The organism is Micromonospora sp. RL09-050-HVF-A, from assembly GCF_019374995.1.
GTDB classification, from domain to species: Bacteria; Actinomycetota; Actinomycetes; order Mycobacteriales; family Micromonosporaceae; genus Micromonospora; species Micromonospora antibiotica.
In genome coordinates this window covers 3496387-3522563 of record NZ_JAGKQP010000002.1, presented here as the reverse complement: position 1 = coordinate 3522563, position 26177 = coordinate 3496387, and the positions used below count along the sequence as shown (strand labels likewise).

Sequence of the window (26177 nt, the reverse complement as noted above, 5' to 3'; positions counted from 1 at the left end):
GCCGGCCGGACCCGGTGGGTTACCGGTTCGAGGAGCCGACCGGCGGGGTGAGCAGTGGGCCCTGGGTGGCGATCTGGAAGCCGAGCCCGGTGCGGCCGTTGACCCGGTCGAGAATCACCGAGACCGGCGCGTAGGTGTTCTTCTCGTCCGGGTTGGTGCAGGGGCCCTCACCGGGGTCGCCGTTGTTCAGGATGCCCAGCGCCCGCCCGTCGGACTCGGTGAACAGCGGACCGCCGCTGTCACCCGGCCGGGCGCACACCCGCACGTCGATGCCGCCACTGGCCTTGCCGATGACCTCACCGCAGCGGGTGCCCGGCAGGTAGCCGGCTCCGGCGCCCGAGTCGACGTACTGCTCGCCGGCCTTCGGGGTGTACGCCGAGCCGGTGGCGCAGACCACCCAGCCGGCCTGCACGGCGGAGTACGGCGTGACGCCGGTGATCGGCACGTCGCGGCTGCCCTTGCTGGCGCAGGCCGGATTGTCCGCCACGCACCAGTAGTTGACCAGGCTCGGCGCGTTGCCCACGGTCCGCCTCGGGTACGCCCAGCGGGTCGTCGCGCCCTTCGCGTACGGCAGGACCGCGTAGTCGTTGGGGAAGGCGTTCTCGGCCAGCACCGGGTTGGTCGACTCCAGGCCCACCGGCACCTTCGGCCCGAGGAACTGGTGCCAGGTGTCGTCGACGCGCTGGTGCCGGCCGCCGACCACGCAGTGCCCGGCGGTCAGCACGTAGTACTGCCCGGACTTCGCCCGGACGTTGAAGCCGGTGGTGCAGCCGCCGACGGTGCCGTCGTCGCGGGGCACGTCGAGCCGGATGCCGCCGCGCATCGGCGCCTTGGCGCAGTAGCGCGGGTCGCACGCCTTGGGGATCGCGGAGCCGTCGAGCCGGGCCCGGGCCCGCACCGGCACCCCGGCCGCGTCGAGCGTACCGGCCAGCCGGGCGTCGTCGGCGGGCACCGCGTCGCCGGTGAGCACCAGCACCTCGTTGGCCCGCTCGTCGACCAGCACGTCCCGACCGGCGGTGACGCCCAGCGTCCCAGCCAGCCGGGCCGCCGCCGCGTCTAGGTCGCGCCGCGAATGGCGGACCGGCACGACGGTGACGTGCCGGGCGTCCGGCAGGCCGGCGACCGCCTCGGTGACCGGTGCCGGATCGGTGGCGGCGATGGTGAGCACCCCGCCACCGGCCTGGTCCAGCCACATCCCGGCGTACGAGTCGGGGAAACGGGCGGCGAGGGTGTCGGCCAGCGGCGCGGACAGCTCCTGGAGGGCCAGCCGGCGGGCGGCCTCGCCCGGGGCGACCCGGTAACGGTCGCTCAGGTAGCTCACCGAGGCGGGGGCGGCCTGCGCGACCTGGGTCGCGGGGCGGGTCACCACCGGCGCCGGGCGTGCTGCGGCCGGCGCCGCCGCCCGGCCAGCCGTGTCGGCGCGGGCCGACGCTCGGACCTCCCCGGCGACCGGGACCGTCCCCGCCGCCCAGGTGCCCCCGGTCGCGCCGGTGGCCGCACCGGCATCCCGGTCCACGGCCAACGCCACGCCTGTCGTCCCCATCGTGCTCAGCGCCAATGCCGCTGCCAGCACCACTCGTCCACGGATCCGCACGCCGCAACCTCCCCGTATGCCGGCGATGTGATAGACCCCGCCGCACCCGACCGGGCGGACCGGTGGAAACGGGGGCGAGGCCCATCGATGCGGGCAGAGTCTAGTCGTGCCACGGCCACCGGGCTGCCCCCCGGCCGGGTCAGACCAGCGAATCGCGCCACTGCCGGTGCAGTGCGGCGTACCGGCCGCCGGTGGTGGCGAGCCGGGCGGGTGGGCCGTCCTCGACGATCCGTCCGGAGTCGACGACCAGCACCCGGTCGGCGGTCTCCACCGTGGAGAGCCGGTGCGCGATCACCAGCGCGGTGCGGTCGCGCAGCACGGTGGACAGCGCCCGCTGCACCAACCGCTCGGTCGGCACGTCCAGCGACGACGTGGCCTCGTCGAGGATCAGCACCCGGGGGTCGGCCAGGAACGCGCGGGCGAACGCGACGAGCTGCCGCTGCCCGGCGGAGAGCCGGCCGCCGCGCCGGTGCACCTCGGTGGCGTACCCGTCGGGTAGGGCGGCGATGAAGTCGTGCGCACCGATCGCCCGCGCCGCCGCCTGCACCGCCGCGTCGGTGGCGTCCGGCCGCCCGAACCGGATGTTCTCCGCCACCGAGCCGCCGAACAGGTGGTTCTCCTGGGTCACCAGCACCACCGCGCGCCGCAGCTCGGCGTCGGACAGGTCCCGCAGGTCGACGCCGTCCAGTTCGACCGTGCCGGCGTCCGGGTCGTGGAACCGGGCGAGCAGCTTCGCCACCGTCGACTTGCCGGCGCCGGTCGGGCCGATCAGGGCGACCGTCTGCCCGGCCGGCACGACCAGGTCCAACCCGGTCAGGATCGGCGTCTGCGGCAGGTAGCCGAAGGACACCGCGTGGAACGTCACCGCACCCCGGCCCGGCCCGGCCGGCAACGGCACCGGCGACGCCGGTTCGGGCACCCCGGGCTGCTCGTCCAGCACCCCGGCGAGCTTCTCCAGGGCGGCGGTCGCCGACTGGAGGGAGTTGTAGAACTGGCTCAGCTCCTGCATCGGCTCGAAGAACCGGCGCAGATAGAGCAGGAACGCGGCGAGCACCCCGACCTCGGTGGCGCCGCCCAGCACCCGCCAACCGCCGTACCCGAGCACCATCGCCACGGTCACGTTGCCGATCACCTTGATCCCCGGCGAGTAGGTGGCGATCAGCCGGAAGCCGTGCAGGCTGGTCCGCCGGTACTCGTCGTTGACCGTCACGAAGATCTGCTGGTTGCGCGGCTCACGCCGGAACGCCTGCACCGCACGGATGCCGCGCAGTGACTCCACGAAGTGGACGATCACCAGCGCTACCGCCTCCCGGCTGTGCCGGTAGGCCCGGGCCGAGGCCCGGGCGAACCAGCGGGACAGCCAGAAAAGGAACGGGAACGCCAGCAGGGTCACCGCCGCCAGCGGCAGGTCCAGCCAGAGCAGGATGGCGGCGACCGACAGCACCGACAGCGCGGCGGCGACCAGGGTGTCGATCCCCCCGTCGACCAGTTCGGCGATGGAGTCCACGTCACTGGTGAGCCGGGACACCACCCGACCCGAGGTGTACCGCTCGTGGAACCCGACCGAGAGGGTCAGCAGGTGGCCGTACACCCGCTGGCGCAGGTCGAGCAGGACGGCCTGGCCGATCCGGGCGGAGCGGGTGAGGTAGCTGCGCCGGGCGACGTACTCGGTGACGGCCGCGACGGCGAACGCGCCCGCGACGGCCGCCAACGGACCCGGGTCGCCGGCCCGCAGCGGCGGCACCGCCCGGTCGATACCGAGCATGACCAGGTACGGACCGGCCATCGCGGCGGTGTTCTGGGCCAGCAGCAGGGCCACCGCCACGCCCAACGGCCGGCGGTGCGGACGGAGCAGGTCCCGCAGCAGCGCCCGACTGCGACCCCGCAGCCGGGCCACCGCCTCGGGGGAGTCGTCCTCGGCGCGGCTGCGGTCGGCGTCCGGGTCGGTGGCCCGGCCCCGCCAGTGCGACAACGCGGTGCCGGGCTGGCCGTCGTCACCGGCCGGGGGGTGCTGCCGCGGTGGTCGACGGCTCACGAACGCACCAGGCCTGGTGCCGGCGAGGGTTCGGCGGCGAGCACCGCACGGTACGCCGGCACCGTGGCCAGCAGTTCGGAGTGCCGGCCGACGGCGGTGATCCGCCCCCCGTCGAGCAGCGCCACCCGGTCGGCCAGCGCGACGGTCGACGGCCGGTGCACCACCAGCAGCGCGGTGGTGTCCCGCAGCACCCGGCGCAACGCCGCCTCGACCAGCGCCTCGGTCTGCACGTCCAGGGCGGAGAGCGGGTCGTCGAGGACCAGCAGCGCCGGCCGGCCGAGCACCGCGCGGGCCAGTGCCAACCGTTGCCGCTGCCCGCCGGAGAGCGACAGGCCCTGCTCGCCCACCCGGGTCGCCAACCCCCACGGCAGGTCGTACGCGAAGTCGGCCTGGGCCAGCGCCAACGCGGCCCGGACCTCGTCGCCGGTCGCGTCCGGGCAGCCCAGGGTGAGGTTCTCCCAGACCGACATGGAGAACAGGGTCGGCTCCTCGAAGGCCACCCCGACCAGCCGGCGCAGCGCGTCCAGGCGTACCCCCCGCAGGTCGTGTCCGTCCAGGGTGATCCGGCCGCCGGTCACGTCGTAGAGCCGGGGGACCAGGGAGAGCAGGGTGCTCTTGCCGCATCCGGTCGCCCCGACCAGGGCCAGCGTCTCGCCCGGCTCGACGGTCAGCTCGATCTCCCGCAGCACCGGTTCGGCGCTGCCCGGGTAGCGGAACGACACCCCCTCGAAGCGGAGCCGGCCGCGCACCGCCGACCGGGTCAGTGCGACCGCGTCCGGGGCGTCCACGATCGACGGCGGGGTGTCCAGCACCTCCTGGATGCGGTCCGCCGCGGTCGCCGCCTCCTGCCCGTTGGCGATGATCCAACCGAGCGACTGCACCGGCCAGATCAGCATGAGCTGGAGGCTGACGAACGCGACCAGTTCCCCGATGGTCAACGTGCCCCGGGCGACAAGCGTCGCGCCGCCGACCAGGGTCGCCCCCAGGGTCAGGTTGGGCACCAGGTCGAACAGGGCCGACGCGCGGGCCAGCAGGGCGCCCTTGCCGACGCCGGTGTCGTGCAGCGCGCGGGCCCGCCCGGCGAACCGGTCGGCCAGCTCCGGCCCCCGCCCGTACGCCTTCATGGTGCGCAGCCCCTGCGCGGTCTCCTCGACCAGGGTGGCCACGTCGCCCTGCTGGTCCTGCATCCGCCGCGACGCCGTGTGGTAGTGCCGGCCGAACCGGCGGCTGATCAGGAACAGCGGCACCGCGCTGGCGGCCACCAGCAGCCCCAGCGGCCCGTGCAGCCGGAGCAGAAGGGCCACCACGGCGACGTAGGTGACCACGTTGAGCACCAGGAACAGCAGGCCGAAGGAGAGGAACCGGCGCAGCACCGACAGGTCGCTGATCGCCCGGGAGAGCAGCTGCCCGGACTGCCAGCGGTCGTGGAAGCCGGCCGGCAGGCGTTGCAGGTGGGCGTAGAGGTCGGCGCGGATGGTCGCCTCCATGCCGACCGAGGAGGACGACTGGCTCCACCGCCGGATGAAGATCAGCACCGCCTCGACCAGCCCGAGCAGCAGGGCCAGCCCGCCGAGGCGGAGCAGCCCCGCCGGGTCGTGCCGGGCGATCGGCCCGTCCACCACCCGCTGCGCCACCAGGGGTACGGCGAGACCCGCCCCCGTCGCGGCCAGCGCGGCCAGCAGCAACAGCACGTACGCGGCGGCGTACGGGCGCAGGTAGCGGCGCAGCCGCCAGAGGTTGCGCAGCGGAGGGACCCGGCCGTCCGCCCTCGGGATGGCCGGGTCGCCGTCGCGCTGCGCAGGCACTACCCGACGGTAGCGTCGATCCGCGTCGATGCCGCTGTCAGGTTGCCGTCAGCCGGCGCTCGTGCCCGAGCAACCACTTCTTCACCGGCAGCCCGTACCGGTAGCCGCCGAGGGTCCCGTCGGTGCGCAGCACCCGGTGACAGGGGACGAAGAGGGCGGCGGCGTTACGGGCACAGGCGGCGGCGGCCGCCCGGACCGCGGCGGGCCGGCCGGCCAGCGCGGCGTACCCGGTGTAGGTGATCGGCTCACCGGGCTTGACGTCGCGCAGCACGGTCCACGCATGGGTCTGGAACGCGCCGCCGCTCTGCTGCCGTACCGGCACCCCGTCGATCGCGGTCAGGTCCCCGTCGAGGTAGGCGCGGACGGCGGCGGTCACCGGCCCGAGGTCGGCGTACGGCTCCAGTGGGCCACGCAGGCTCGGGTGCACCAACGGCAGCAGGCTCTGCGGGTCGGCGGTGAACCCGGCGGCCCGGACCGCGCCGTCCGGGTCGACCAGCACGCTGAGCGGGCCGGCCGGGGTGTCCATGGTGGTGGTGCCGATGGTGGTCATGCCGCTCTCCAGAGTCTGATCGCCGCGTACGACCGCCAGGGCCGCCAACGGTCGGCGTACGCGTCCAGGGTGGTGGGGGTGTGGGGCAGGCCGAGGGCGGCGGCGCCCCGGCGTATCGCGAGGTCGGTGGGGAGCAGCACGTCGGGGTCGCCGAGAGCCCGCATGGCCAGGTAACCGGCCGTCCACGGGCCGATTCCGGGCAGCGCGGTCAACCGTCGTACCGTCTCGGCCCGGTCCCCACCCGGTTCCAGGTCGATCTCCCCGGCGGCGACCGCCCGGGCGAGCGCCCGGATCGTCTCCCGTCGGGCGACCGGCATCCCGAACGCCGCATCCGGCAACCCCAGCACCTCCTCCGCCCCCGGAACCCCCACACCCCCACCCCCACTGCCCGCCCCGCCCGTCCCGCCGTCCCGCCCGTCCCGCCGTCCCCGCCCGTCCCGCCGCCCCCGCCCGCCCCGCCGGGGTGATCAAGAGGTTTGCGTCGCGGGGAAGCGCTCTCCGTGACGCAAACCTCTTGATCACCGGGGCCAGGGCCGGGGGTGGGGGTGGGGCCGGGGGTGGGGGTGGGGTGGGTCAGGAGGCGGGTGAGGGTGGTGCGGGCGGCGGGGAGGGAGACTTGCTGGCCGACGATGGCGCGCAGGGCCAACTCGAAGCCGTCCACCGACCGGGGCACACGGACCCCGGGTTCGGCGGCGACGACCCCGGCGAGGACCGGGTCGGCGGCCAGTGTCTGGTCGATCGCCTCCGGGTCGGCGTCCAGGTCGAACAGACGCCTGCACCGGGCCACCGCCGGGGCCAGGTCCCGCAGGTCGGCCAGCCGCAGCGTCGCCACGACGTGTCCGCTCGTCGGCGTCAACGCGACCTCCGCCGGGCCGTGCGGCAACCGCAACTCCCGGCGGTACGTCCCGTCGCGCACCTCCTCCAGGCCGGGCAGCACCCGGGCGGCGAGGTACTCCAGCAGGGCAGCGGCGTGCAGCGGCGGCCGGTACGCCAACCGGAGCGTGATCGTGCCCGCCCCGCCCGGTGCCGGTCGGCTGCCCCGCCCGGTACGCAGTTGCGACGGCACCGTCCCGTACACCTCGCGGACGGTGTCGTTGAACTGCCGCACACTGCCGAAGCCGGCCGCGAACGCCACCTCCGCCAGGCCCAGTCCGGTGGTCTCGATCAGCGTCCGTGCGGTCTGTGCCCGTTGCGCCCGGGCCAGCGCCAACGGGCCGGCACCCAACTCCGCCCGGAGCATCCGGTGCAGGTGCCGCTCGGTGTAGCCCAGCCGGGCGGCCAGCCCCGGCACGCCGTCCCGGTCGACCACCCCGTCGGCGATCAGCCGCATGGCCCGACCCACCACGTCGGCGCGGACGTCCCACTGCGGGGAACCGGGCGCGGCGTCCGGCCGGCACCGGCGGCAGGCCCGTAGCCCGGCCCCCTGCGCGGCGGCGGCCGACGGGAAGAACCGGACGTTGCGCCGCTTCGGCGTCATCGCCGGACACGACGGCCGGCAGTAGATCCCGGTCGACGTGACGCCGGTGTAGAACCAGCCGTCGAACCGCTGGTCACGGCTGTCCACGGCCCGATAGCACCGTTCAAAGTCCAACTCCACGCCACCGATCATGCCCGCAGCTCAGCAGCGGTGGCTCGCGGGAATCGGACCTGAGCATGCCCGGTCCGAGGGCGGCCACCGTCCGCGCCGCCCGGCGCGAGGGCGGGCGACCCCGCCGGCCGACAGCAGTAAGTCGACGGCCGGCAGGGTCGCCGTGCGTCAGTTCCCCGTCGTCGGGGCGGCCGGCCGGCCGCCCCGCGGGCCCTCGTCGACGGGCGGTGCGGTGCGGGCGGGGACCGGTGCGGCGGGGACCCGGCCGGTCCGGGGCTGGTCGACGGGTGGTGCGGTGCGGGCCGGTGCGGGCATCCCGGGTGCCGCCGGTGCGGCGGTGCGGGCCGGGACGGGTGCGCCCGGTTCGGCGGTCCGGCCGGTCAGCGGTGGCCGGTCTACGGGTGGTGCGGTCCGGGCCGGGGCGGGGACCGGCGCGGCCGGCCCCCTGCTCGGCGTCGAGGCCGGTACGGCGGGCGGGGCGTCCCCGCGACCGCTGGCGGCCATCGCGAGCGGGGCGGCGATCAGCACGGCGGCGACGGCACCCACGGCGCTCATCGTCACGGTGGCGCGGCGTCGGGTACGGGCCCGGTGTTCCGCGCGGGTCAACTGGTCGTGCACTGTCGGTGCCTCCTCGGCAAGGTCGGTGAGGGTGGCGCGGATGAGGTCCTCGATGGGCGTGGTCACCGCCGTACCTCCAGCAGTTCGATGTCCGGCAGGAGTTGCCGCAACCGGGCCACGGCCCGGTGGGTGCGGCTGCGCACGGTGCCGACCGAGCAGCCGAGCGCGGCGGCCACCTGGGTCTCGGTCAGGTCCTCGTAGTAGCGCAGGACCACGACCGTGCGCTGGGCCGCCGGCAGCGCGCGCAGCGCGGCCCGCATCGCCAGGCGTACGTCGGTGCCGCCGAACGGGTCGGGACCGGCCCGTTCGGCGGCACCGGTGAGCAACGTCTCCCGGTACCGGCGCAGTCGCCGCCACCAGCTGACCTGCTCCCGGTACATGACCGCGCGCAGGTAACCCTCCGGGTCGGCGTGACGCAGGTCGCGCCACTTCGGAATGGTCCTGGCCAGCGCCGACTGGAACAGGTCCTCGGCGGCGTGCCGGTCCCCGGTGAGCAGGTACGCGACCCGCATCAGGGCCGGCGTCCGGCTGGCCACGAACTCGGCCAGCCGGGCCCGGTCGTCCTCGTCCACCCGCCCTCCCCGATGTTGGCTGTCACCGATACAGACGCCCCAGCCCGGCGCAGCTATCCCGGGATCCGCGGGGAGTTTCCCGCGGCAAAGTGTCGGTAGTGGTCGGTAGCGTCCCGGCACCAACTCCAGAAGGGTGCGGCGATGGCGAGCGTGACCGGGCGGGGCGACCCTCGGTCAGGGCGGGCGCGGCTGGACGAGGCCGCCGCGCAGGGCCTCTACGACCGGATGCGGGTGGTCGCGCCGGCCGCCTTCGGTGCGATCGAGCGGGACCGGGCCGACGACCCGGCGCGGCCGTTCGCCGACACCGCGTGCGGTCGGCTGGCCGGGTCCCTCGACGCGGCCGGTCTGCGGGCGCTGGGCATGTGGGCGCACCACTGGTGCATGCGGTTCTACGACGACGACACCCGGGTCGGCCGGCGGCTGGTCCGGGAGATCGCCGGCCGGCGGGGGCTGGGCTGGACGGCCGACGAGGTCCACTGGATGCTCGGTGAGTCCGAGCGGGCCGGCCCGACCGCGCCGGACCGGTTCACCCTGCCGCTCGCGGCGGCGGGTGAGTTGCCCGGGGTGACCGACGGCGGGGTGGGCTGGCGTCTCGCCGGGTGACCCGGGCCGGTGACCGCAGCGGCGGCGCGACCCGCCGGGTGGCGGTTGCCGGGGGTTGGGGTGGGCGGGGCCGGCGGTGGCGCAGGATGGGGGCGGGAGTCAGCCAGCGAGAGGACCAGGATGCCCGCCGTTCAACCGACGATCGTCGCCACCAGCATGGGTTTCACCAGCCGGGGTCGGGGGCCCCTGGATGCCGCCCCCGGGCCGGTCTTCGACCTGATGGCCGAGTTGGCGCAGGTCGACGAGCCGAGGATCTGCTATCTCAACCAGGCCGTCGGCGACCAGCCCACCTCGTTGACGATCTTCCACGGCGCATTCGCCGGTACCCGTTACCGCCCGTCGCACCTGGCGCTGTTTCCGATGCCCAACGTCGAGGACGTCCGGGCCCACCTGCTCGGCCAGGACATCATCTGGGTCGGTGGCGGCAGCGTGGCCAACCTGTGCGCGGTGTGGCGGGTGCACGGCCTGCCGGAGATCCTGCGCGAGTGCTGGGAGGCCGGGGTGGTGCTCGGTGGGGTCTCCGCGGGCTCGATCTGCTGGCACGTCGGCGGGCCCACCGACAGCTTCGGGCGGCAGTTGCGCGCCTACACCGACGGCCTGGGCTGGTTGCGGTACGGCAACGGGGTGCACTACGACAGTGAGGCGCAGCGCCGGCCGCTGCTGCACCGGTTGGTCGCCGACGGCACCCTGCCGGCCAGCCACTGCACCGACGACGGGGTGGGGTTGGTCTACCGGGGCACCCGGCTGGCCGAGGCGGTCGCCGACCGGCCCGGCGTGGCCGCGTACGAGGTGGTGCCGGACGGTGCGGGTGGGGTGCGGGAGACCCGGATCGAGCCCCGGCTGCTGACCGCCTGAGCGTCTCCGACGGGCCTGCCTGCCGGGTACCGGGGGCCGACGGCGTAAGCTGGCCCGTCGTGAGTCTCACCATCGGCATCGTCGGCCTGCCCAACGTCGGCAAGAGCACCCTGTTCAACGCGTTGACCAAGAACGACGTGCTCGCGGCGAACTACCCGTTCGCCACCATCGAGCCCAACGTCGGGGTGGTGGGGCTGCCGGACGGGCGGCTCGACAAGCTCGCGGAGATCTTCTCGTCGCAGAAGGTGCTGCCCGCGCCGGTGTCGTTCGTCGACATCGCCGGTCTGGTCCGGGGGGCGTCGAAGGGGCAGGGCCGGGGCAACGCGTTCCTGGCGAACATCCGGGACGCCTCGGCCATCTGCCAGGTGGTGCGGGCCTTCTCCGACCCGAACGTGGTGCACGTCGACGGCAAGGTCTCGCCGGCCGACGACATCGAGACGATCAACACCGAGCTGATCCTGGCCGACCTGCAGACCCTGGAGAAGGCGCTGCCACGGCTGGAGAAGGAGGCCAAGCTCCGTAAGGACCGGGCCGCCGCCGTCGCCGCCGCGAAGCAGGCCGTCGAGGTGCTCGACGGCGGCATCACCCTGTACGCCGGGGCAGCCGCCGCCAAGATCGAGCTGGAGCACCTGCGGGAGCTGCACCTGCTCACCACCAAGCCGTTCCTCTACGTCTTCAACGTCGACGAGGCGGAGTTGGCCAACGCCGCCTTCCTCGACGAGTTGCGCGCCCTGGTGGCCCCCGCCGAGGCGGTGTTCATGGACGCCAAGATCGAATCCGAGCTGGTGGATCTGCCCGAGGAGGAGGCCCGCGAGCTGCTGGAGTCCATCGGGCAGTCCGAGCCGGGGCTGAACCAGCTCGTCCGGGTCGGCTTCCGCACGCTCGGGCTCCAGACGTACCTCACGGCGGGGCCGAAGGAGGCGCGGGCCTGGACGGTGCCGGTCGGCGCGACCGCCCCGGAGGCCGCCGGGGTGATCCACAGCGATTTCCAGCGCGGCTTCATCAAGGCCGAGGTGGTCTCCTACGGCGACCTGGTCGCGGCCGGTTCGATGGCGGCGGCGAAGGCCGCCGGCAAGGTCCGGATCGAGGGCAAGGAGTACGTCATGCAGGACGGCGACGTGGTGGAGTTCCGCTTCAACGTCTGATCCCAGCCCGCCCAGCCGCGGACCGCGGGTGCCTCGCCGCCGCCGAGGGGCGCGGGTCAGGGGTGCCCCAGCCGGGGGTCGTCCGCCCACGGTGAGTGCGGGTGGGCCAGTCGGACCGCGTCGCGCAACCACCGGCGCTGCGCCGGGGTCAGCAGGTGTCGGGCGACGTCCAGGTCGTGCTCGTCGCGGGGGCGCGGGTCGGGTGACTTCCACAGCAGTTGGGTGCCGGGCGTCCCGGTCGGTACGGCGCGGACGGACACTACCGCCGAGTCCCACGGGAGCGTGATCCGTGGATCGCGTCGGTAGCGCCAGTCCGTCTCGGCACCGTCCTCCAGGTTGATCTGGAGGACGAAGCGGTCCCGGCCGGCGTCGTACACCCAGATGTTGTGCAGCCCGGTGGCGTCGTGCCCGTCCGCCAGCGGGAACAGGTGCCCCCGCCGGGCCGCGAACGGCCGCAGGTCCGCCGGTAGTGCGTGCAGCAGGGCGGGCAGCGCCGGCCGCAGGGTGCTGACGTCGATGTCGCCGTGCGGTCGGCTCGGGCTGCCGTGCCAGTGGTCGATGGCCCATCCCCCGGAGAGCCACCAGCGCGCCGGGCAGCCGGCGAACAACTCGTGCACCTCGGCGACCGAGAGCGCGGACCAGAGGTGCCGTTGAGGGTCGTACCGCACGGACCCAGGCTGACAGCCGGCCCCGCCGGACGCCAGTCGGGAACCGGCGCTCTCGCGGGTCACCGGTCGACCCTGCGACCACGGGACAGCGGGCGGGGTGGTGCTGACCCTACGGTGGTGGTGTGGTGACCTTGCGGCTGGAACCGATGACCGACGAGCAGTACCTCCGCTACCGGGAACGCGCCGAGGAGGACTACGCGCGCAACATCGCCGCCTCCGGGGCGATGCCGCTGCCGGAGGCGCGGGAGAAGGCCCGGCAGGACTTCCAGGGCCTGCTGCCCGACGGCCTGGCCACCGAGGGGCACCGGCTCTGGACGGCGTACGACGACGACGTCGAGGTCGGTCGGCTCTGGCTGCACCTGGAGCAGAAGTCCGACGGCCTGCACGCCTTCGGCTACGACTTCGCGGTACGCGAGGAGCTGCGCCGCCGGGGCTACGGCCGGGCGATCATCGAGGCCGCCGAGCGGCTCTGCCGGGAGTGGGGCGTGGTCGCCATCGGGCTGAGCGTGTTCGGGTTCAACACCGGCGCGCGGGCGCTCTACGAGCAGATGGGCTTCGAGGTGACCGCGATCCGGATGGCCAAGCGGCTGTGACGTGCGGATCCCGGGCCGCCTGAACGAGCGCCCCGGGAGCGGGCGACGGCGTGCCGGCGCCAACACCGGCACCTCGACGATCGACGGCTGGCCCGGCCGGGGTCGGGACGCCCGCCCCGACCCCGCCCCGACCCCGGCCGGTCACCGGGTCAGCGCCGGTAGACCGAGACGTGCGATCTGCTGCCGTCGTCGAAGGGTTGCCGGTGCCAGTCGGCGTACCGGGCGACGAGCCGCAGTCCGGCCTGTTCGGCCAGCTCGTCGATCTGTTCCGGCCAGCGGTAGTGCATCGCGAACGGTTCCAGGTGCACCCCGTCGCGGTCGAAGGTGATCGTCTGCCGGATGAAGGTCTGTGCGGCCCGGTCGTACTGGTGCAGCCGGATGGTGGCGGAGTCCTCGGTCACCGCCCGCATCTGTACCTGCTCGTCCCGGTCGAAGTTGGCCGGGTCGGGCACGAACGCCTCGACGACGAACTCGCCACCGGGGGCCAGCACCCGGGCCACGTTGCGGAAGCAGTCCTGCTGCCGCTCCGCGCGCACCAGGTTGAACAGGGTGTTGAACACCAGGTAGACCAGCTGGTACGGACCCGTGACGGGCACGTCGGCCAGGTCGCCGACGGTGACCGGGATGCCGTCTCCGCCGGGCTTGGCGCGCAGCTTCGCCACCATCTCCGGTGACGCCTCGACCCCGTCGACGGGTACGCCCCGGGCGGCGAGCGGCAACGCCACCCGGCCCGTCCCGATGGCGAGTTCCAGCACCCGTCCGCCGTCGGCCCGACCGGCGAGGAAGTCCACCGCCGGTGCCGGGTCGGGGTTGCCGGGGTTGTCGTAGCCGTCGGCCCACATCCTGCCGAAGTGGCCCGGGTCGTCGAAGACCGACATCAGCGGCCCCCTTCCCCGGGCCGGACCGCTCTGTCGTTACCGGCGCGCAGCCGCGCCGGCACTGCCGTGTCGCTGGTGGTCACGAAGCCTCGATTCCCGCTGCTGGAGGATTGTCGGTGCCTGGGTGGACCCCGTCGGGTACGACATGTCGTCAGCTCCTTCCGGTCGGCTTCACGCCCAGCCAAGCAGCGGCCCGTCAGTGGGGCAACCCGGTTTCCGGCGGGCGGGCCAGGTCCAGCGTCCAGTGCCGGGTACGGATCACCTGCTCGTTGAACTCGACGTCCTCCTCGCCGCGCGGGGTGAATCCGAGTGCCCGGCAGATCCCGTTGGACGGGCCGTTGGTGACGGCCGGGAAGGCGTGCACGGTGTCCCACCGTCGCTCGGCCCGGGCCTGGTCGAGCAGCGCGCGGACGCCCCGCTTGGCCAGGCCCCGGCCCTGGAACTCGGGCAGCACCATCCAGCCGATCTCGGCGGCCGTCCCGTCGTCCGGCGCGGGCCGCCAGAGGGTGACGGTCCCGGCGACGGCGTCGTCCACCACGATCATCTTGATCAGGGCGGTGCCGTCGGCGGCCAACCGGGCGTCCCGGCGGACCTGCCGGGTCACGTGGGCCGGCGGCAGCGGCCCGCCGAGTTCGGCCATCATCACCGGGTCGCAGCGCATCCGCAGGTACGCCTCGACGTCGGTGGCCAGCACGTCACGCAGGAACACGCCGCACCTGCCCCCGCCGGCCACAGTGGAGAGTCGTCCGCATGGGCCGAGTATTCCAGGGACCGCCCGATCCGGGGGTCAGGCGGAGCGGGGTGGGCACCCGTCGGCGGCGCGGCGGGAGGGGCGGGTCGGCGGGCGGGTCGGTGGCCGGCAGGGCGGGGGCGGTCAGGAGATGTAGTGCAGGATCACGTTGTGCACGTGGTGGCTCTTCTGCGCCCCCCGGAACTCCACCTCGTAGGTGTGGGTGCCGACGTGCACCGCGATCGAGCCGGTGGAGAAGAACTCCCCGCCCCACGACTTGTTGCTCACCACGCTCACGCTAGTGATCTTGGAGTACGGGATGCTGGTGATCGCGAACTTCTTCCCCACGAATGACCGGTCCTGGATGATCACCCGCCGGTCGGTCAGGCCGATGAACCCGGTGCCGGTGCCGACGGCGTCGTAGACGGCGATGATCTGTTCCCCGTCGAGCAGTCCACTGCGGATCTGGTTGAACTGCTCCTTGCGGTCGTACGTCGCATTTGCCATGGAATCCACGGTAGGAGGTGCCCGCCAGCGTCGGCGGTTGCCCGCCGGTTGGCCCCGTCGACTAGTCTCCCCATGCCTGGCCAGACGCGGGCGACGGGGGAGGGAAGCGGCGTGACCAGCGAGCATTCCGAGGCGCAACCCACCGACGAGGCCCGGCCGGAGCCCTCGTCGGCACCGGCCGGTGGCGCGGACGCGGCTGCGCCCCGTCGGGCGGGCACCACCGACGTGCCCGACTGGGAGCCGTGGCCGCAGCGGCCGCCCACCCGGGGCCGGCTGAACCGGATGGCCGTCGTCACCCTCGTGTTCGGCCTGCTCGGCGGGGTGCTCGCGCCGATCACCGCCGTGTTCGCGCTGCGACGGATCAGGCGCGAGGGCGAGCGGGGGAAGGGTCTGGTGACCGCCGGGCTGGTGCTTCTCGGCGGCTGGGTGCTGGCCGGCCTGGTGGCGTGGGGCGTCACGGCGACCGGCACCGACCCGGACACCGGGCTGCGGGGGCTGCGGGTGGGGGACTGCTTCCGGGTGCCAACCGGGGCCACCGCCAGCCGTACCGCGCCGGAGCAGGTCACCCGGGTCGGCTGTGACGCGCCCCACAACGCCGAGTACGTCGACGACTTTCCGGCGTACGAACGCTCCGCCGACGAGCGTTACCCCGGCGCGGCGGCGCTCTCCCAGCGGGCGGAGACGCTCTGCCGGCAGCGCCAGCGCAGCTACGTGGTGGACCCGCTGGGGTTGCCCGCCGAGGTGCGGTTGAGCTGGTACCTGCCGACCCGGGTCGACTGGTCCACCGATCCCACCATCACCTGCTATCTGACCTCACCGACCCAGCTGTCCCGTCCGCTGCGGATGGACAGTACGGTGCTCGACCCGGCGCAGCTCGGCTACCTGCTGGCCAGCCGGGACTGGACCGAGGCGCGGGCCGCCCTGGTGGCCAGCGGGTCGACCGCCACCCCGGCGACGTTGCGTGACGCGGTCCGCCGGGCCGAGGGCACCCACACCGACATGTGGTTCCGGTTGCGCCGGGAACCCTGGCCGGAGGCGGTCCGGCCGGCGATGGAGCGGCTGCTCACCGAGATGGAGCAGGACGAGCCGGCCTGGCGGGACGCCGACGGCGAGCCCGACCGGGGCAGGCTGCTCCAGATCGTGGCACAGGCGGGGCAGCACCCGGACCCGGCCACCGAGCTCGCCGTACGCCAGGCCCTTCGGTTGCCCACCGCGCAGGGTGAACCGATGCGGTGACCGTCACCGACGGTGTCGAGTTGACCACTCGGTGGGGGTGGGTCGGACGTTCCGGGGAGCTGGCCGGCCGCTGATCGGCCCTAGGCTGAGGCTGGTGGCGACGGTGCGGTGGCGGACGGGGGCCGACGATGACGGGGGTGGCCGTGGGCGTGCTGCCGTCGGACGGGTGCCCGCCGTCGCGGGGCGCTCAGTCCGCCGTCACCGCACGGTACGCGTCCTCGATGCGGGCGGCGAGCAGCACCTCACCGTCGGTGAGTGGCTCGCCGTCGCCGTGGCCGACCCGGATGCGCGTCTCGGTGTCCTGCCGGCTGATGTCCGGTCGCAACCGCAGCGCGTCCGCGACGACCTTGACCCGCTCGGTCAGCTCCGCGTGCTGGGAGTCGTCTATCACCAGGGTGCGGCGGATCTGCTCACCGTCACGGGTCCACCCGTGCAGGAGCGTGAGGGCGTCACTGAGATAGTCGTGCTTGGTTCGGCTGGTGAACAGCGCACGCATCACCGCACCTCCCAGGCGCCGTTGCCGGCTTGTGGCCAAATCGTCGCCGTCCCGTGTCCTCGTGGTGTTAACAGTCTGTCGACCTGACGGCGGTGTGTCCACGCCCACACTTCCGTCTCTTATTGGCCTACCGGTCGAGGACGGTACCCAAACCGACGATTGATCTGGCACGCTGGACGCCCGTGCAGACCGAACGGTGTAGCGGTGACGGGCAGACCGACCGGCGTGAGCCGCGGGTGGTCGTGGGTGCGGCGATCATCTCCGCGGGGCGGGTGCTCGCCTGTGCGCGCACCGCGCCCCCCGAGGTCGCCGGCATGTTCGAGTTTCCCGGCGGCAAGGTCGAGCCGGGCGAGAGCGAGACGGCCGCGCTGATCCGCGAGTGCGCCGAGGAATTGGCCGTCCGGGTGGCGATCGGCGACCGGATCGGCCGGGACGTCCGGATGGCCCACGGCCGGTCGGTGTTGAAGGTGTACGCGGCCCGCCTGCTGCACGGCGACCAGCCGCGCGCGCTGGAACACTCCGCGCTGCGCTGGCTCGCCGCCGGTGAGCTGGACAGCGTCACCTGGCTTCCCGCCGACGCGCCGATCGTCGCCGTCCTCCGCCCGCTGCTGGCCGCCGACTGACGGGTCGGCCACCCGGGTGCGGACGGCGACGGGGGCCGCGGCTTGCGCCGCGACCCCCGTCGTCTGTCGTGCCCGTTGCGGGCCCGCCGGGTGGCGTCAGTGCTTGCGGGCCCGCCGGCTGGCGTCAGTGCCTGTCGCCCTCGCCTGCCGGCTTGTCGTCCTGGCTCGGGTGGGCGAAGTTGAGGTGCTCCGGCGGCAGCGGGAAGGTGACGTCGTCACCGAACGGCGACGGGGCCGCCGCCCGGTCGAAGGTCAGCTCCGTCAGCGGGAGCCTGCCCCGGTCGTCGACCGCCGGCATCGTCGGGTGCGGGACCTCGCGGTGCCAGTTCACACCCTGCTGCGCCTGGGCCTCCGCGGCCGGGTCGCCGGAACCGCCGGCGTGCGAGTGGACCCCGGTCTGACGAGCGCCGCTGTGCACCACGGACCCCTTTCCCGCGCTGTTCGCGGTGCTCTGGGGCGTCTCGCCCCGACGGAAGATCTTGCTACCGAGCCATACCAGGGGATCGTACCTGCGGTCGACGACCCGTTCCTTCATGGGGATGATCCCGTTATCGGTGATCTTGATGTGCTCGGGGCAGACCTCCGTGCAGCACTTGGTGATATTGCAGAAGCCGAGCCCCTGCTCCTGCTGCGCGTACTGCTTGCGGTCGGTCTTCGCGTCCAACGGGTGCATGTCCAGCTCGGCGGCCCGGATGAAGAACCGGGGGCCGGAGAAGGCCGGCTTGTTCTCCTCGTGGTCGCGGATCACGTGGCACACGTTCTGGCACAGGAAGCACTCGATGCACTTGCGGAACTCCTGCGAGCGCTCCACGTCGACCTGCTGCATCCGGTACTCGCCCGGGGCCAGGTCGGCCGGCGGGGCGAAGGCCGGCGTCTCCCGCGCCTTTTCGTAGTTGAACGAGACGTCCGTGACCAGGTCCCGGATCACCGGGAAGGTCCGCAGCGGGGTGACCGTGACGGTCTCCGACTCCTCGAACGTCGACATCCGGGTCATGCAGCTCAGCCGGGGCTTGCCGTTGATCTCCATCGAGCAGGAGCCGCACTTGCCCGCCTTGCAGTTCCACCGGCAGGCCAGGTCCGGCGCCTCGGTGGCCTGGAGCCGGTGGATGACGTCGAGGACGACCTCGCCCTCGTTCACCTCGACCGAGTAGTCCTGGAGGTCACCGCCGGTCTCGTCGCCCCGCCAGATGCGGAACTCCCTCTTGCTTCCCATCAGTTCGCCTCCTCGGTGAGGGCGTCGAAGTCGGCCAGCTCCTCGTCGGTCAGATACTTGGCCAGCTCGGTCCGGTCGAAGAGACCGATCAACTCGGCCCGCATCTTCGGCAGCGGCTTGTGCTCCAGCCGGACGGTGTCGCCGTCCAGGGCGCAGACCAGGTTGACCCGACGCCAGCTCGGATCCATGGTCGGGAAGTCCTCGCGGGTGTGCCCGCCGCGCGACTCCTGCCGCTCCAGCGCCGCCTTCGCGGTGCACTCCGAGACGACCAGCATGTTGCGCAGGTCCAACGCCAGGTGCCAGCCCGGGTTGTAGCGCCGGCCGCCGGCCGCGCTCACCTTCGCCACCCGCTCGCGCAGCTCGGTCAGCCTGTGCAGCGCGTCGACCAGCTCGCCCTCCCGGCGGATGATCCCGACCAGATCCCCCATCACCGCCTGGAGGTCCTGCTGCAGGGTGTACGGGTTCTCCCCGGTGTCCCGCTGCAACGGCGCCAGCGCCGCCTCCACGGCGGTCTCCACCGCACCCACCGGCACCTTCGGCCGCGAGGTCAGCTGATCGGTGTACGACGCCGCGTGCCCGCCCGCCCGCTTGCCGAAGACCAGCAGGTCGGACAGGGAGTTGCCGCCCAACCGGTTGGAGCCGTGCATGCCACCGGACACCTCACCAGCGGCGAACAGCCCCTGCACGGTGCCGTACGCGGCCCCGGAGTCCGGGTCCACCTCGACGCCGCCCATCACGTAGTGGCAGGTCGGCCCGACCTCCATCGGCTCGGCCGTGATGTCGACGTCGGCCAGTTCCTTGAACTGGTGGTACATCGACGGCAGCCGGCGACGGATCTCGTCGGCCGAACGCCGGGAGGCGATGTCCAGGTAGACACCGCCGGCCGGCGTACCCCGACCGGCCTTGACCTCGCTGTTGATCGCGCGGGCGACCTCGTCGCGGGGGAGCAGCTCCGGCGGGCGTCGGTTGTTGTCCGGGTCGGTGTACCAGCGGTCCGCCTCCTCCTCGGTCTCCGCGTACTGCTTGCGGAAGACGTCGGGGACGTAGTCGAACATGAACCGCTTGCCGTCGGAGTTCTTCAGCACCCCGCCGTCACCGCGCACCGACTCGGTGACCAGGATGCCCTTCACCGAGGGCGGCCAGACCATGCCGGTCGGGTGGAACTGGAGGAACTCCATGTTGATCAGCGTGGCCCCGGCGCGCAGCGCCAGCGCGTGCCCGTCGCCGGTGTACTCCCAGGAGTTCGAGGTGACCTTGTAGGAGCGGCCGACGCCACCGGTGGCCAGCACCACCGCCGGGGCCTCGAACAGGATGAACTCCCCGGACTCCCGGTAGTAGCCGAACGCCCCGGCCACCCGGTCGCCGTCGAGCAGCAGCTCGGTGACGGTGGTCTCGGAGAACACCTTGATCCGGGCCTCGTAGTCGCCGAGGTCGCGCTTGTCCTCCTGCTGCAGGGAGACGATCTTCTGCTGGAGGGTGCGGATCAGCTCCAGGCCGGTCCGGTCACCGACGTGCGCCAGCCGGGGGTACTCGTGCCCACCGAAGTTGCGCTGGGAGATCTTGCCGTCCTTGGTCCGGTCGAAGAGCGCCCCGTACGTCTCCAGCTCCCAGATCCGCTGCGGCGACTCCTTCGCGTGCAGCTCGGCCATCCGGAAGTTGTTGAGGAACTTGCCGCCGCGCATGGTGTCGCGGAAGTGCACCTGCCAGTTGTCCCGGCTGTTCACGTTCCCCATCGCGGCCGCCGCGCCGCCCTCGGCCATCACGGTGTGCGCCTTGCCGAAGAGCGACTTGGAGATGATCGCGGTCTTCTTGCCGGCGAGCCGGGCCTCGATCGCCGCGCGCAGGCCGGCGCCGCCGGCCCCGATCACGACGACGTCGTAGTGGTGTCGTTCGATGCGAGTGGTAGTGGTCATGTCGCCGCGCCCTCTAGTTGATGAACCGCAGGTCGGTGAACCAGCCGGCGGCGATGGCCATCACGTAGAAGTCGGTGAAGGCCAGCGTGCCGAGGGTGATCCAGGCGAGCTGCATGTGCCGGGTGTTCAGCTTGGACACGAACGTCCAGGCCCGGTACCGCACCGGGTGCGCGGAGAAGTGCTTCAACCGGCCGCCGATGATGTGCCGGCAGGAGTGGCAGGAGATCGTGTACGCCCACAGCATCACCACGTTGACCAGCAGGACGATGTTGCCCAGCCCGAAGCCGAAGCCCTCGGGCGAGTGGAAGGCCAGGACCGCGTCCCAGGTGTTGATCAGCGAGATGATCGCGGCGGCGTAGAAGAAGTAGCGGTGCAGGTTCTGCCCGAGCAGCGGGAACCGGGTCTCCCCGGAGTAGGACTTGTGCCCGTCCGGCACCGCGCAGGCCGGCGGCGACAACCAGAACGACCGGTAGTACGCCTTGCGGTAGTAGTAGCAGGTCAACCGGAACAGCAGCAGGAACGGCAGGGTCAGCGCCGCGTCCGGGATGATCCACCAGCCGGGCAGGAGAGTGCCGAAGTGCGAGGAACCCTCGACACACCGGTCGGTCACACAGGGGGAGTAGAACGGCGTCAGGTAGTGGTACTGGTCCACCCAGTACCACTTGTGCATGAACACCCGGACGGTCGCGTACGCCACCCAGGCGCTGAGCCCGACGACGGTGATCAGGGGGGCGAACCACCAGCGGTCGGTCCGCAACGTCTTCGCCGCGATGGCGGCGCGCGCCCGCGCACCCCGCGGCTTCGTTGCCGTTGATGTCATTCGAGTCGTCTTCCTGACGGGACGGGCCCTCGCGGGCGGGCGGTTCACGTTCCGTGCCGGTCAGTGGACCGGCCGGACCGTGTCCACTGCCGCGTCGTGCGCAAGCAGGCGACCACGCCGGGACATCGGCGCAGCTAAGTGACACACGTTACGCCGATCATCACGGTCGGGCCGCGCAACGCAGTGTCCCGTGTGTCCCGCACCTTGGAAAGACCCGGACCGTGATCAATCCTGACCGGTTGCGGCCAACCGGCCACACCCCCCGGCGGACCAGCGGGAACCGGTCAGCCCGAGGCGCCACCGGTGAAGTTCCACGAGGCCAGCCGCAGCGGTGGTCCCTCCCACCAGCCGCCGTCGGTGCGGTCCGGCTGGCGGACCGGCCGCCGGCCGAGGCCGAGCACCGTGCCCGGCCCCAACGCCCGGGGGTACGACTCGGTGAAGCGGAAGTTCCGCACCGCCCGCACCGGCACACCGTCCTCCACCAGCCACACCCCGTTGCGGGTCAACCCGGTGATCACCAGGCTCAACGGGTCGAGCACCCGGGTGTACCAGAAGTCGCTGACCAGCAGCCCCCGGGTCATCGGGGCGACCAGCGCGGCGGTGTCCGCATCCACCACCGCCCCCGGCACCGGGTCGCCGGTCGGGTCGCCGTCTGTCGCCGGGTCCACCGCCCCGCCGGTCGGGCCGCCGTCGGGTGCCCCGAGCAACCGCAGGTTGCTGGGGACCGGGCCGAAGGTGGACCCGTCGGGCGTCCCGTGCCCGGTCGACGTCGTGCCCGCCGCGACGGCGCTGCGCCGGTCGTGGGCCACCGCACGGGTGGTGCCCGCCTCGACCAGGGTGAGCGCCCGACGCGGGGTGCCCTCCAGGTCGAACGGCAGCGTGCCGGTCGGGTCGTCGACCAGGGTCACCGCCGGATCGAACTGGGCGGTGCCGGGGCGGGCGAACGACTGACGTTCGACGTACCGCTTGCCGTTGAAACCGGACCAGGCGAGATTCTGCAACAGGTCGGCCACGGCGGCCGGTTCGAGGACCACCTCGTACTGGCCCGGGGGCAGCTCGACCGGGTCGGCGGCGGCCCGTGCCTTCGCCGCCGCCCGGACCCCCAGGAGCGTGCCGTCCACCTCGTCGAGGCGACCGGCGCAGAGCCGGGCCACCCCGTCCGCGCCGCCCGTGCGGGCGATGCCGTCCATCGCCGCCTCGGTGGTGCGCCCCTGCGCCGACTGGCCGGCCGAGTTGGCGAACGCCCCCGACCGGTAGGAGGTGCGGCAGTAGCCGGCTGCCTCCAGCCCGCCCACCGCGTCGACGAAGGCCCGGACCCGGTCGGCGCGGTCCGCCGGCTCGGCGTAGGCGGTCGCCTCGTCGAGCAGGCCGTTGGAGTGGACCGCCGACGGTGGGGTCAGCCCCGGCCAGGCCGGGTCGGGCGGGCAGAGCCGGGCCGCGGCGAGGGTCCGCCCGACCAGGGCGCGCAGCCCGTCCGGGTCGACCAGGCTGCCGCCACCGGTGGCCGTGCGGCCGTCGACGTGCACCCGCAGCCGCACCGTCACCTGAGACCCGGCGACGTTCTGGTGGATGAACGAGTTGGCGAACCGGGTCAGCGCCAGGTCGTGCCGGACGACGATGGCCTCGGCCTCGGCGGCCGGCCCGGCGAGCTGGTGGACCAGCTCCACCACCCGGGCGGCGACGTCCAGCTCGGTCGCCCCGGCGTCCCGCAGGCCGGTCATGCCCGCACCCCCACCCGGACGCCCCGGAACCGGGCCGGCGCGGCCGGATGGCCGGTGTGCCCGATCTGGCCGGGCTGACCCTTGCCGCAGTTCGGGGTGCCCCACGGGACGATCTCGGAGGAGAGCATGTCCATCGACCGCCAGAACAGCGGCCCGATGCCGGTGTAGGTGGGGTTGCGCAGCATCCGGCCGCGCCGGCCGTTGCGCACCTCCCAGGCGATCTCGCAGCCGAACTGGAAGTTGAGCCGCCGGTCGTCGATCGACCAGGACCGGTTGACGTCCATCAGCACCCCGTCGTCGGTCGCCGCGATGATCTCGTCGAGGGTGTGCGGGCCGGGTTCCAGGCCCACGTTGGTCATCCGCACCATCGGCAGCCGGGCCCAGCCGTCGGCGCGTACGCTGCCGCCGTGGTCCAGGCCGGCGACGGCGGCCGAGTCCCGGCCGGCGAGCACCCCGACCCAGCGGCCCTCGCGTACCGCGTCGCGTTTGACCGCCGGGGAGCCCTCGTCGTCGAAGCCGAAGCTGCCCAGCGCGCCGGGGATCGTCGGGTCGATGGTGACGTTCATCAGCTCGGAGCCGTAGCGCAGCGAGCCGAGCTGGGCCAGGTCGAGCCAGGAGGTGCCGGCGAACGCCGCCTCCCAGCCGAGGATGCGGTCCAGCTCGATGGCGTGCCCGACCGACTCGTGGATCTGCAACGCGAGCTGCTCGTCGCCGAGGATCAGGTCGGTCTCGCCGGCCGGGCACTGCGGGGCGGTGAGCAGCGCCCGGGACTCGTCGGCGATTTGAGCGGCGTGCCCGGTCAGATCCAGTGACTCGACCAGCTCCCAGCCGGTGGTGCCGTACTGGCCCCGGTAGCTCGGCCAGGAGCGGCGCTGGGTCTCGTGCTCGCCGATCGAGGTGGCCGAGATGCCGCCGCCGCACTCGCGGATGTGCTGGTCGATGCGGTGCCCCTCGCTGGAGACGAACCACTTGCGGGTGTCCCAGACCTGGTAGAGCCCCTGGGCCAGGTCGGCCCCCTGCCCACGGGCCGCCTCGGTGGCCCGGACCAGCAGGTCACCCTTGTCGGACAGGGCCACCCCGAGCGGGTCGACGGCGCAGTCGGAGGCCCAGCTCGCCACCACCGGCTCGGCCGGGGTCAGCGTGATCGGTGGGCCGGGCACCCGGGCGCTCGCGGCGGCGACCTGCGCGGCCCGCCGGCCGGCTTCGCGCGCCGCCGCGTCGGACAGCTCGGGTACGGCGTGGAAGCCCCACCCCGACCCGACCAGCGCGCGCACCCCCAGGCCGAGGCTCTCGTCCTGGGTCAGCTCCTCGATGTCGCCGTTGCGCGCGGACATCGACTCGTAGCGCAGGTGCATCACCCGGGCGTCGGCATACCGGGCGCCCGCGTCGAGGGCGGCCTGCACGGCGGCGGCTGCGGCATCGAACTCGGTCATGGACCGACCCTAGGCCAGCCGGCCGACATTCGTCAGGGCAGCAGATCCTCGGGTCGCAGGCGCACCTGTACCGGCTCGGTGAGTTCCAGCGACTCCCCGACCTTGGCGACCGTCTGCTCCAGGTAGTGCCGGCCGTGTCGCCGGTAGAGGTGCAGGTTGCCGTTCTGCTGCTCGATCAGCAGGTACCACTCGATCCCGGCGGTGGCGTAGTAGTGCAGCTTGAGGACCTTGTCGGTCGCCGCGTTGCCTGGCGAGATGATCTCGCAGACGAGACGGACGTCGTGCGCCTCGATGTAGACCTCGTCGAAGTCGATCTCGCCGGTGACGACGAGATCGGGAATGGTGATCCGACCCGGCTTGAGGCGGACGTTGACCGCCTCCAGGACCCGCAGGTGCGCACTGCGGGCCGGCTGCCGTAGTGCGGCCCGGAGTTCACCCGAGATGTTCTGGTGGCGGGGGGTTGGGGCTGGGGTCACGTGGAGGCTCCCGTCGAAGAGTTCGACGCGTTGGGACGTCCTGCCGAGGGAGAGGTACTCCTCTTCGGTCCACGGTCCGTCGTGGCCGAACACCGCTGCGGTCATGATCGGTCACCTCCACCTCGTGTCGTCCGGCATCTTCCGCCGGGCACCAGGGCCATGGTCGCACTCCTGGTGCGACCGGCGGGCGACGACACCGCACGGCGACGCGGGCCGCGACGGTTCGGGCCGGTTCGGACAGGGCGGCCGAGGGTGCGCGGCGGGGTCATCGACTCGCTACGCTGTGGTCCGGCGTCAGCTCGCTGTCCGTAGCTTATTTTCAGCCTCGGCTCTTTGTTGTAGGTTCCCTACAACCCGAGGGAGGCGGTCGTGGACAGTCCGCAAGCAGCGCCGCCCGGCCCGCCGGACGCCGTGCCGGCCGTGCCGCAGCCACGCGGCGACGAGCCGTACCTGCGGGTGGACGACCTGCGGGTGCGGTTCGACACCGCCGACGGTGTGGTGCGCGCGGTCGACGGGGTGTCCTTCACCGTCCGGCGCGGCCGGACGCTCGGCATCGTCGGCGAGTCGGGCTCCGGCAAGAGCGTCACCTCGCTGGCCGTCCTCGGCCTGCACGACCCCCGGCGCAGCACCGTCACCGGCGCGATCACCGTCGGCGGCCGGCAACTCGTCGGCCTCCCCGAGGACCGGATGCGCCGGCTGCGCGGCCGGGACGTGGCGATGATCTTCCAGGATCCGCTCTCCGCGCTGCACCCCTACTACACCGTGGGGCGGCAGATCGCGGAGGCGTACCGGGTGCACCACCCCCGGGCGGGGCGGCGGGCGGCACGGGCCCGTGCCGTGGACATGCTCGACCGGGTGGGCATCCCGCAGCCGGCCCGCCGTCACGACCAGTACCCGCACGAGTTCTCCGGCGGCATGCGGCAGCGGGCGATGATCGCGATGGCGCTGGTCAACGACCCGGCGCTGATCATCGCCGACGAGCCGACCACCGCCCTGGACGTGACGGTGCAGGCGCAGATCCTCGATCTGCTCGCCGACCTCCAGGCCGAGTTCCACACCGCGATCGTCCTGATCACCCACGACCTGGGGGTGGTCGCCCAGGTCGCCGACGACGTGCTGGTGATGTACGCCGGTCGGGTGGTCGAGCAGGGCAGCGCGGCACAGGTGCTCCGCCGGGCGCAGCACCCGTACACCTGGGGACTGCTCTCCAGCGTGCCGTCGCTGCACGACGACCCGGACGCGGACCTGGTGCCCATCCCGGGCAACCCGCCCTCCCTGATCCACCTGCCCCCCGGCTGCGCGTTCCACCCGCGCTGCCGGTACGCCGGCGACCGCTCCCGCGCCGAGGTGCCGCGCCTCGTCCCGACCGGCGCGGACGGCCACCTGGTCGCCTGCCACCTGCCCCCCGACGAGCGCACCCGCCTGGCAGCCGGGGCTTTGAGCGAGAGGCGGCTGCCATGAGCGCGAGGAACGTAGCGCAGCGGAGTCCCGCAGTCGCGGGCGAG

At 73.2% G+C, this 26177-nt stretch carries 26 protein-coding genes; 7 read left to right on the top strand and 19 right to left on the bottom strand.

The window, feature by feature from the left end; genetic code table 11:
- Window positions 1-19 precede the first annotated feature (19 nt).
- The 8 genes from J7462_RS15210 to J7462_RS15180 form a co-directional block, all read right to left on the bottom strand.
- A complete protein-coding gene (locus J7462_RS15210) occupies window positions 20-1573 on the bottom strand; it encodes a trypsin-like peptidase domain-containing protein (protein WP_219464648.1) in 1554 nt (517 codons plus the stop codon).
- Window positions 1574-1733: 160 nt separating this feature from the next.
- Window positions 1734-3566 (bottom strand): ABC transporter ATP-binding protein, encoded by a 1833-nt coding sequence (locus J7462_RS15205; RefSeq protein ID WP_255598645.1) that lies wholly within the window; start codon window positions 3564-3566, stop codon window positions 1734-1736.
- A gap of 59 nt (window positions 3567-3625) precedes the next feature.
- Window positions 3626-5434: an ABC transporter ATP-binding protein gene (locus J7462_RS15200; RefSeq protein WP_219464645.1), complete on the bottom strand. Its 1809-nt coding sequence runs from the start codon at window positions 5432-5434 to the stop codon at window positions 3626-3628.
- A 37-nt stretch (window positions 5435-5471) separates the two neighbouring features.
- Complete coding sequence (locus J7462_RS15195; protein ID WP_219464644.1) at window positions 5472-5984, bottom strand: methylated-DNA--[protein]-cysteine S-methyltransferase; 513 nt, start codon at window positions 5982-5984, stop codon at window positions 5472-5474.
- Window positions 5981-6196: a hypothetical protein gene (locus J7462_RS33655; protein ID WP_374197525.1), complete on the bottom strand. Its 216-nt coding sequence runs from the start codon at window positions 6194-6196 to the stop codon at window positions 5981-5983. The genes J7462_RS15195 and J7462_RS33655 overlap by 4 nt, the downstream gene beginning before the upstream one ends.
- On the bottom strand, window positions 6193-7581 hold the full coding sequence (locus J7462_RS33305) for a bifunctional transcriptional activator/DNA repair enzyme AdaA (protein WP_374197524.1): 1389 nt from the start codon (window positions 7579-7581) through the stop codon (window positions 6193-6195). Before J7462_RS33305 ends, J7462_RS33655 begins: the two co-directional genes overlap by 4 nt.
- Window positions 7582-7740: 159 nt before the next feature.
- The gene (locus J7462_RS15185; RefSeq protein ID WP_219464643.1) at window positions 7741-8256 is read right to left on the bottom strand and encodes a hypothetical protein; all 516 of its coding nucleotides are present in this window, start codon (window positions 8254-8256) and stop codon (window positions 7741-7743) included.
- Complete coding sequence (locus J7462_RS15180) at window positions 8253-8762, bottom strand: SigE family RNA polymerase sigma factor (protein ID WP_219464642.1); 510 nt, start codon at window positions 8760-8762, stop codon at window positions 8253-8255. Before J7462_RS15180 ends, J7462_RS15185 begins: the two co-directional genes overlap by 4 nt.
- 141 nt (window positions 8763-8903) lie before the next feature.
- On the opposite strand from J7462_RS15180, the gene J7462_RS15175 reads away from it, so the two are divergent.
- The 3 genes from J7462_RS15175 to ychF all read left to right on the top strand — a co-directional run bounded on the left by J7462_RS15175 (window position 8904) and on the right by ychF (window position 11365).
- Entirely contained in the window at window positions 8904-9365 is a 462-nt protein-coding gene (locus J7462_RS15175) for a hypothetical protein (protein WP_219464641.1), read from the top strand.
- Between the two features lie 120 nt (window positions 9366-9485).
- Complete coding sequence (locus J7462_RS15170) at window positions 9486-10220, top strand: peptidase E (protein ID WP_219464640.1); 735 nt, start codon at window positions 9486-9488, stop codon at window positions 10218-10220.
- Between the two features lie 59 nt (window positions 10221-10279).
- Entirely contained in the window at window positions 10280-11365 is a 1086-nt protein-coding gene (gene ychF, locus J7462_RS15165) for a redox-regulated ATPase YchF (protein WP_219464639.1), read from the top strand.
- 56 nt (window positions 11366-11421) lie between these two features.
- Here the strand turns inward: ychF and J7462_RS15160 are convergent, their stop codons facing one another.
- The gene (locus J7462_RS15160) at window positions 11422-12033 is read right to left on the bottom strand and encodes a nucleotidyltransferase domain-containing protein (RefSeq protein WP_219464637.1); all 612 of its coding nucleotides are present in this window, start codon (window positions 12031-12033) and stop codon (window positions 11422-11424) included.
- 122 nt (window positions 12034-12155) lie between these two features.
- On the opposite strand from J7462_RS15160, the gene J7462_RS15155 reads away from it, so the two are divergent.
- Window positions 12156-12626, top strand: coding sequence for a GNAT family N-acetyltransferase (locus J7462_RS15155; RefSeq protein ID WP_219464635.1), 471 nt, complete (start codon window positions 12156-12158; stop codon window positions 12624-12626).
- A 149-nt stretch (window positions 12627-12775) separates the two neighbouring features.
- Here J7462_RS15155 and J7462_RS15150 read toward each other — a convergent pair whose 3' ends face one another.
- The 3 genes from J7462_RS15150 to J7462_RS15140 all read right to left on the bottom strand — a co-directional run bounded on the left by J7462_RS15150 (window position 12776) and on the right by J7462_RS15140 (window position 14741).
- Window positions 12776-13504, bottom strand: coding sequence for a class I SAM-dependent methyltransferase (locus tag J7462_RS15150; protein WP_219464634.1), 729 nt, complete (start codon window positions 13502-13504; stop codon window positions 12776-12778).
- Window positions 13505-13700: 196 nt separating this feature from the next.
- On the bottom strand, window positions 13701-14213 hold the full coding sequence (locus J7462_RS15145; RefSeq protein ID WP_219464633.1) for a GNAT family N-acetyltransferase: 513 nt from the start codon (window positions 14211-14213) through the stop codon (window positions 13701-13703).
- Between the two features lie 165 nt (window positions 14214-14378).
- Window positions 14379-14741 carry a PH domain-containing protein gene (locus J7462_RS15140; RefSeq protein ID WP_208568026.1) on the bottom strand — a complete coding sequence of 121 codons (363 nt, stop codon included), beginning with the start codon at window positions 14739-14741 and terminating at the stop codon, window positions 14379-14381.
- A gap of 111 nt (window positions 14742-14852) precedes the next feature.
- On the opposite strand from J7462_RS15140, the gene J7462_RS15135 reads away from it, so the two are divergent.
- Complete coding sequence (locus tag J7462_RS15135; RefSeq protein ID WP_219464632.1) at window positions 14853-15977, top strand: septum formation family protein; 1125 nt, start codon at window positions 14853-14855, stop codon at window positions 15975-15977.
- A 187-nt stretch (window positions 15978-16164) separates the two neighbouring features.
- Here J7462_RS15135 and J7462_RS15130 read toward each other — a convergent pair whose 3' ends face one another.
- On the bottom strand, window positions 16165-16473 hold the full coding sequence (locus J7462_RS15130; RefSeq protein ID WP_208568028.1) for a 4a-hydroxytetrahydrobiopterin dehydratase: 309 nt from the start codon (window positions 16471-16473) through the stop codon (window positions 16165-16167).
- Window positions 16474-16655: 182 nt separating this feature from the next.
- Between J7462_RS15130 and J7462_RS15125 the strand changes: the two genes are divergently transcribed.
- Entirely contained in the window at window positions 16656-17096 is a 441-nt protein-coding gene (locus J7462_RS15125; protein ID WP_219464631.1) for a (deoxy)nucleoside triphosphate pyrophosphohydrolase, read from the top strand.
- 124 nt (window positions 17097-17220) lie between these two features.
- On the opposite strand, the gene J7462_RS15120 is transcribed toward J7462_RS15125, so the two are convergent.
- The 6 genes from J7462_RS15120 to J7462_RS15095 form a co-directional block, all read right to left on the bottom strand.
- Window positions 17221-18309, bottom strand: a complete 1089-nt coding sequence (locus J7462_RS15120) for a succinate dehydrogenase/fumarate reductase iron-sulfur subunit (protein WP_208568030.1) — start codon at window positions 18307-18309, stop codon at window positions 17221-17223.
- On the bottom strand, window positions 18309-20222 hold the full coding sequence (locus J7462_RS15115; RefSeq protein ID WP_219464630.1) for a fumarate reductase/succinate dehydrogenase flavoprotein subunit: 1914 nt from the start codon (window positions 20220-20222) through the stop codon (window positions 18309-18311). The genes J7462_RS15120 and J7462_RS15115 overlap by 1 nt, the downstream gene beginning before the upstream one ends.
- Before the next feature lie 13 nt (window positions 20223-20235).
- Window positions 20236-21042: a hypothetical protein gene (locus J7462_RS15110; RefSeq protein ID WP_204957815.1), complete on the bottom strand. Its 807-nt coding sequence runs from the start codon at window positions 21040-21042 to the stop codon at window positions 20236-20238.
- A gap of 284 nt (window positions 21043-21326) precedes the next feature.
- Window positions 21327-22232 carry a metallopeptidase TldD-related protein gene (locus J7462_RS33650; protein ID WP_374197581.1) on the bottom strand — a complete coding sequence of 302 codons (906 nt, stop codon included), beginning with the start codon at window positions 22230-22232 and terminating at the stop codon, window positions 21327-21329.
- A gap of 527 nt (window positions 22233-22759) precedes the next feature.
- Window positions 22760-24196 carry a TldD/PmbA family protein gene (locus tag J7462_RS15100; RefSeq protein ID WP_219464628.1) on the bottom strand — a complete coding sequence of 479 codons (1437 nt, stop codon included), beginning with the start codon at window positions 24194-24196 and terminating at the stop codon, window positions 22760-22762.
- Between the two features lie 32 nt (window positions 24197-24228).
- A complete protein-coding gene (locus J7462_RS15095) occupies window positions 24229-24777 on the bottom strand; it encodes a Uma2 family endonuclease (protein ID WP_219464626.1) in 549 nt (182 codons plus the stop codon).
- A gap of 306 nt (window positions 24778-25083) precedes the next feature.
- On the opposite strand from J7462_RS15095, the gene J7462_RS15090 reads away from it, so the two are divergent.
- On the top strand, window positions 25084-26133 hold the full coding sequence (locus tag J7462_RS15090) for an ABC transporter ATP-binding protein (protein WP_308291120.1): 1050 nt from the start codon (window positions 25084-25086) through the stop codon (window positions 26131-26133).
- Window positions 26134-26177 lie beyond the last annotated feature (44 nt).

Coding starts and splice junctions, on each gene's coding strand:
- J7462_RS15130 (WP_208568028.1), bottom strand. CDS start 16,473: ATGCGTGCGCTGTTCACCAGCCGAACCAAGCACGACTATCTCAGTGAC.
- J7462_RS15100 (WP_219464628.1), bottom strand. CDS start 24,196: ATGACCGAGTTCGATGCCGCAGCCGCCGCCGTGCAGGCCGCCCTCGAC.
- J7462_RS15150 (WP_219464634.1), bottom strand. CDS start 13,504: ATGTCGGTCTTCGACGACCCGGGCCACTTCGGCAGGATGTGGGCCGAC.
- J7462_RS15115 (WP_219464630.1), bottom strand. CDS start 20,222: ATGACCACTACCACTCGCATCGAACGACACCACTACGACGTCGTCGTG.
- J7462_RS15120 (WP_208568030.1), bottom strand. CDS start 18,309: ATGGGAAGCAAGAGGGAGTTCCGCATCTGGCGGGGCGACGAGACCGGC.
- J7462_RS15095 (WP_219464626.1), bottom strand. CDS start 24,777: ATGACCGCAGCGGTGTTCGGCCACGACGGACCGTGGACCGAAGAGGAG.
- J7462_RS15140 (WP_208568026.1), bottom strand. CDS start 14,741: ATGGCAAATGCGACGTACGACCGCAAGGAGCAGTTCAACCAGATCCGC.
- J7462_RS15195 (WP_219464644.1), bottom strand. CDS start 5,984: ATGACCACCATCGGCACCACCACCATGGACACCCCGGCCGGCCCGCTC.
- J7462_RS15175 (WP_219464641.1), top strand. CDS start 8,904: ATGGCGAGCGTGACCGGGCGGGGCGACCCTCGGTCAGGGCGGGCGCGG.
- J7462_RS15170 (WP_219464640.1), top strand. CDS start 9,486: ATGCCCGCCGTTCAACCGACGATCGTCGCCACCAGCATGGGTTTCACC.
- J7462_RS15110 (WP_204957815.1), bottom strand. CDS start 21,042: ATGACATCAACGGCAACGAAGCCGCGGGGTGCGCGGGCGCGCGCCGCC.
- J7462_RS33650 (WP_374197581.1), bottom strand. CDS start 22,232: ATGGACGGCATCGCCCGCACGGGCGGCGCGGACGGGGTGGCCCGGCTC.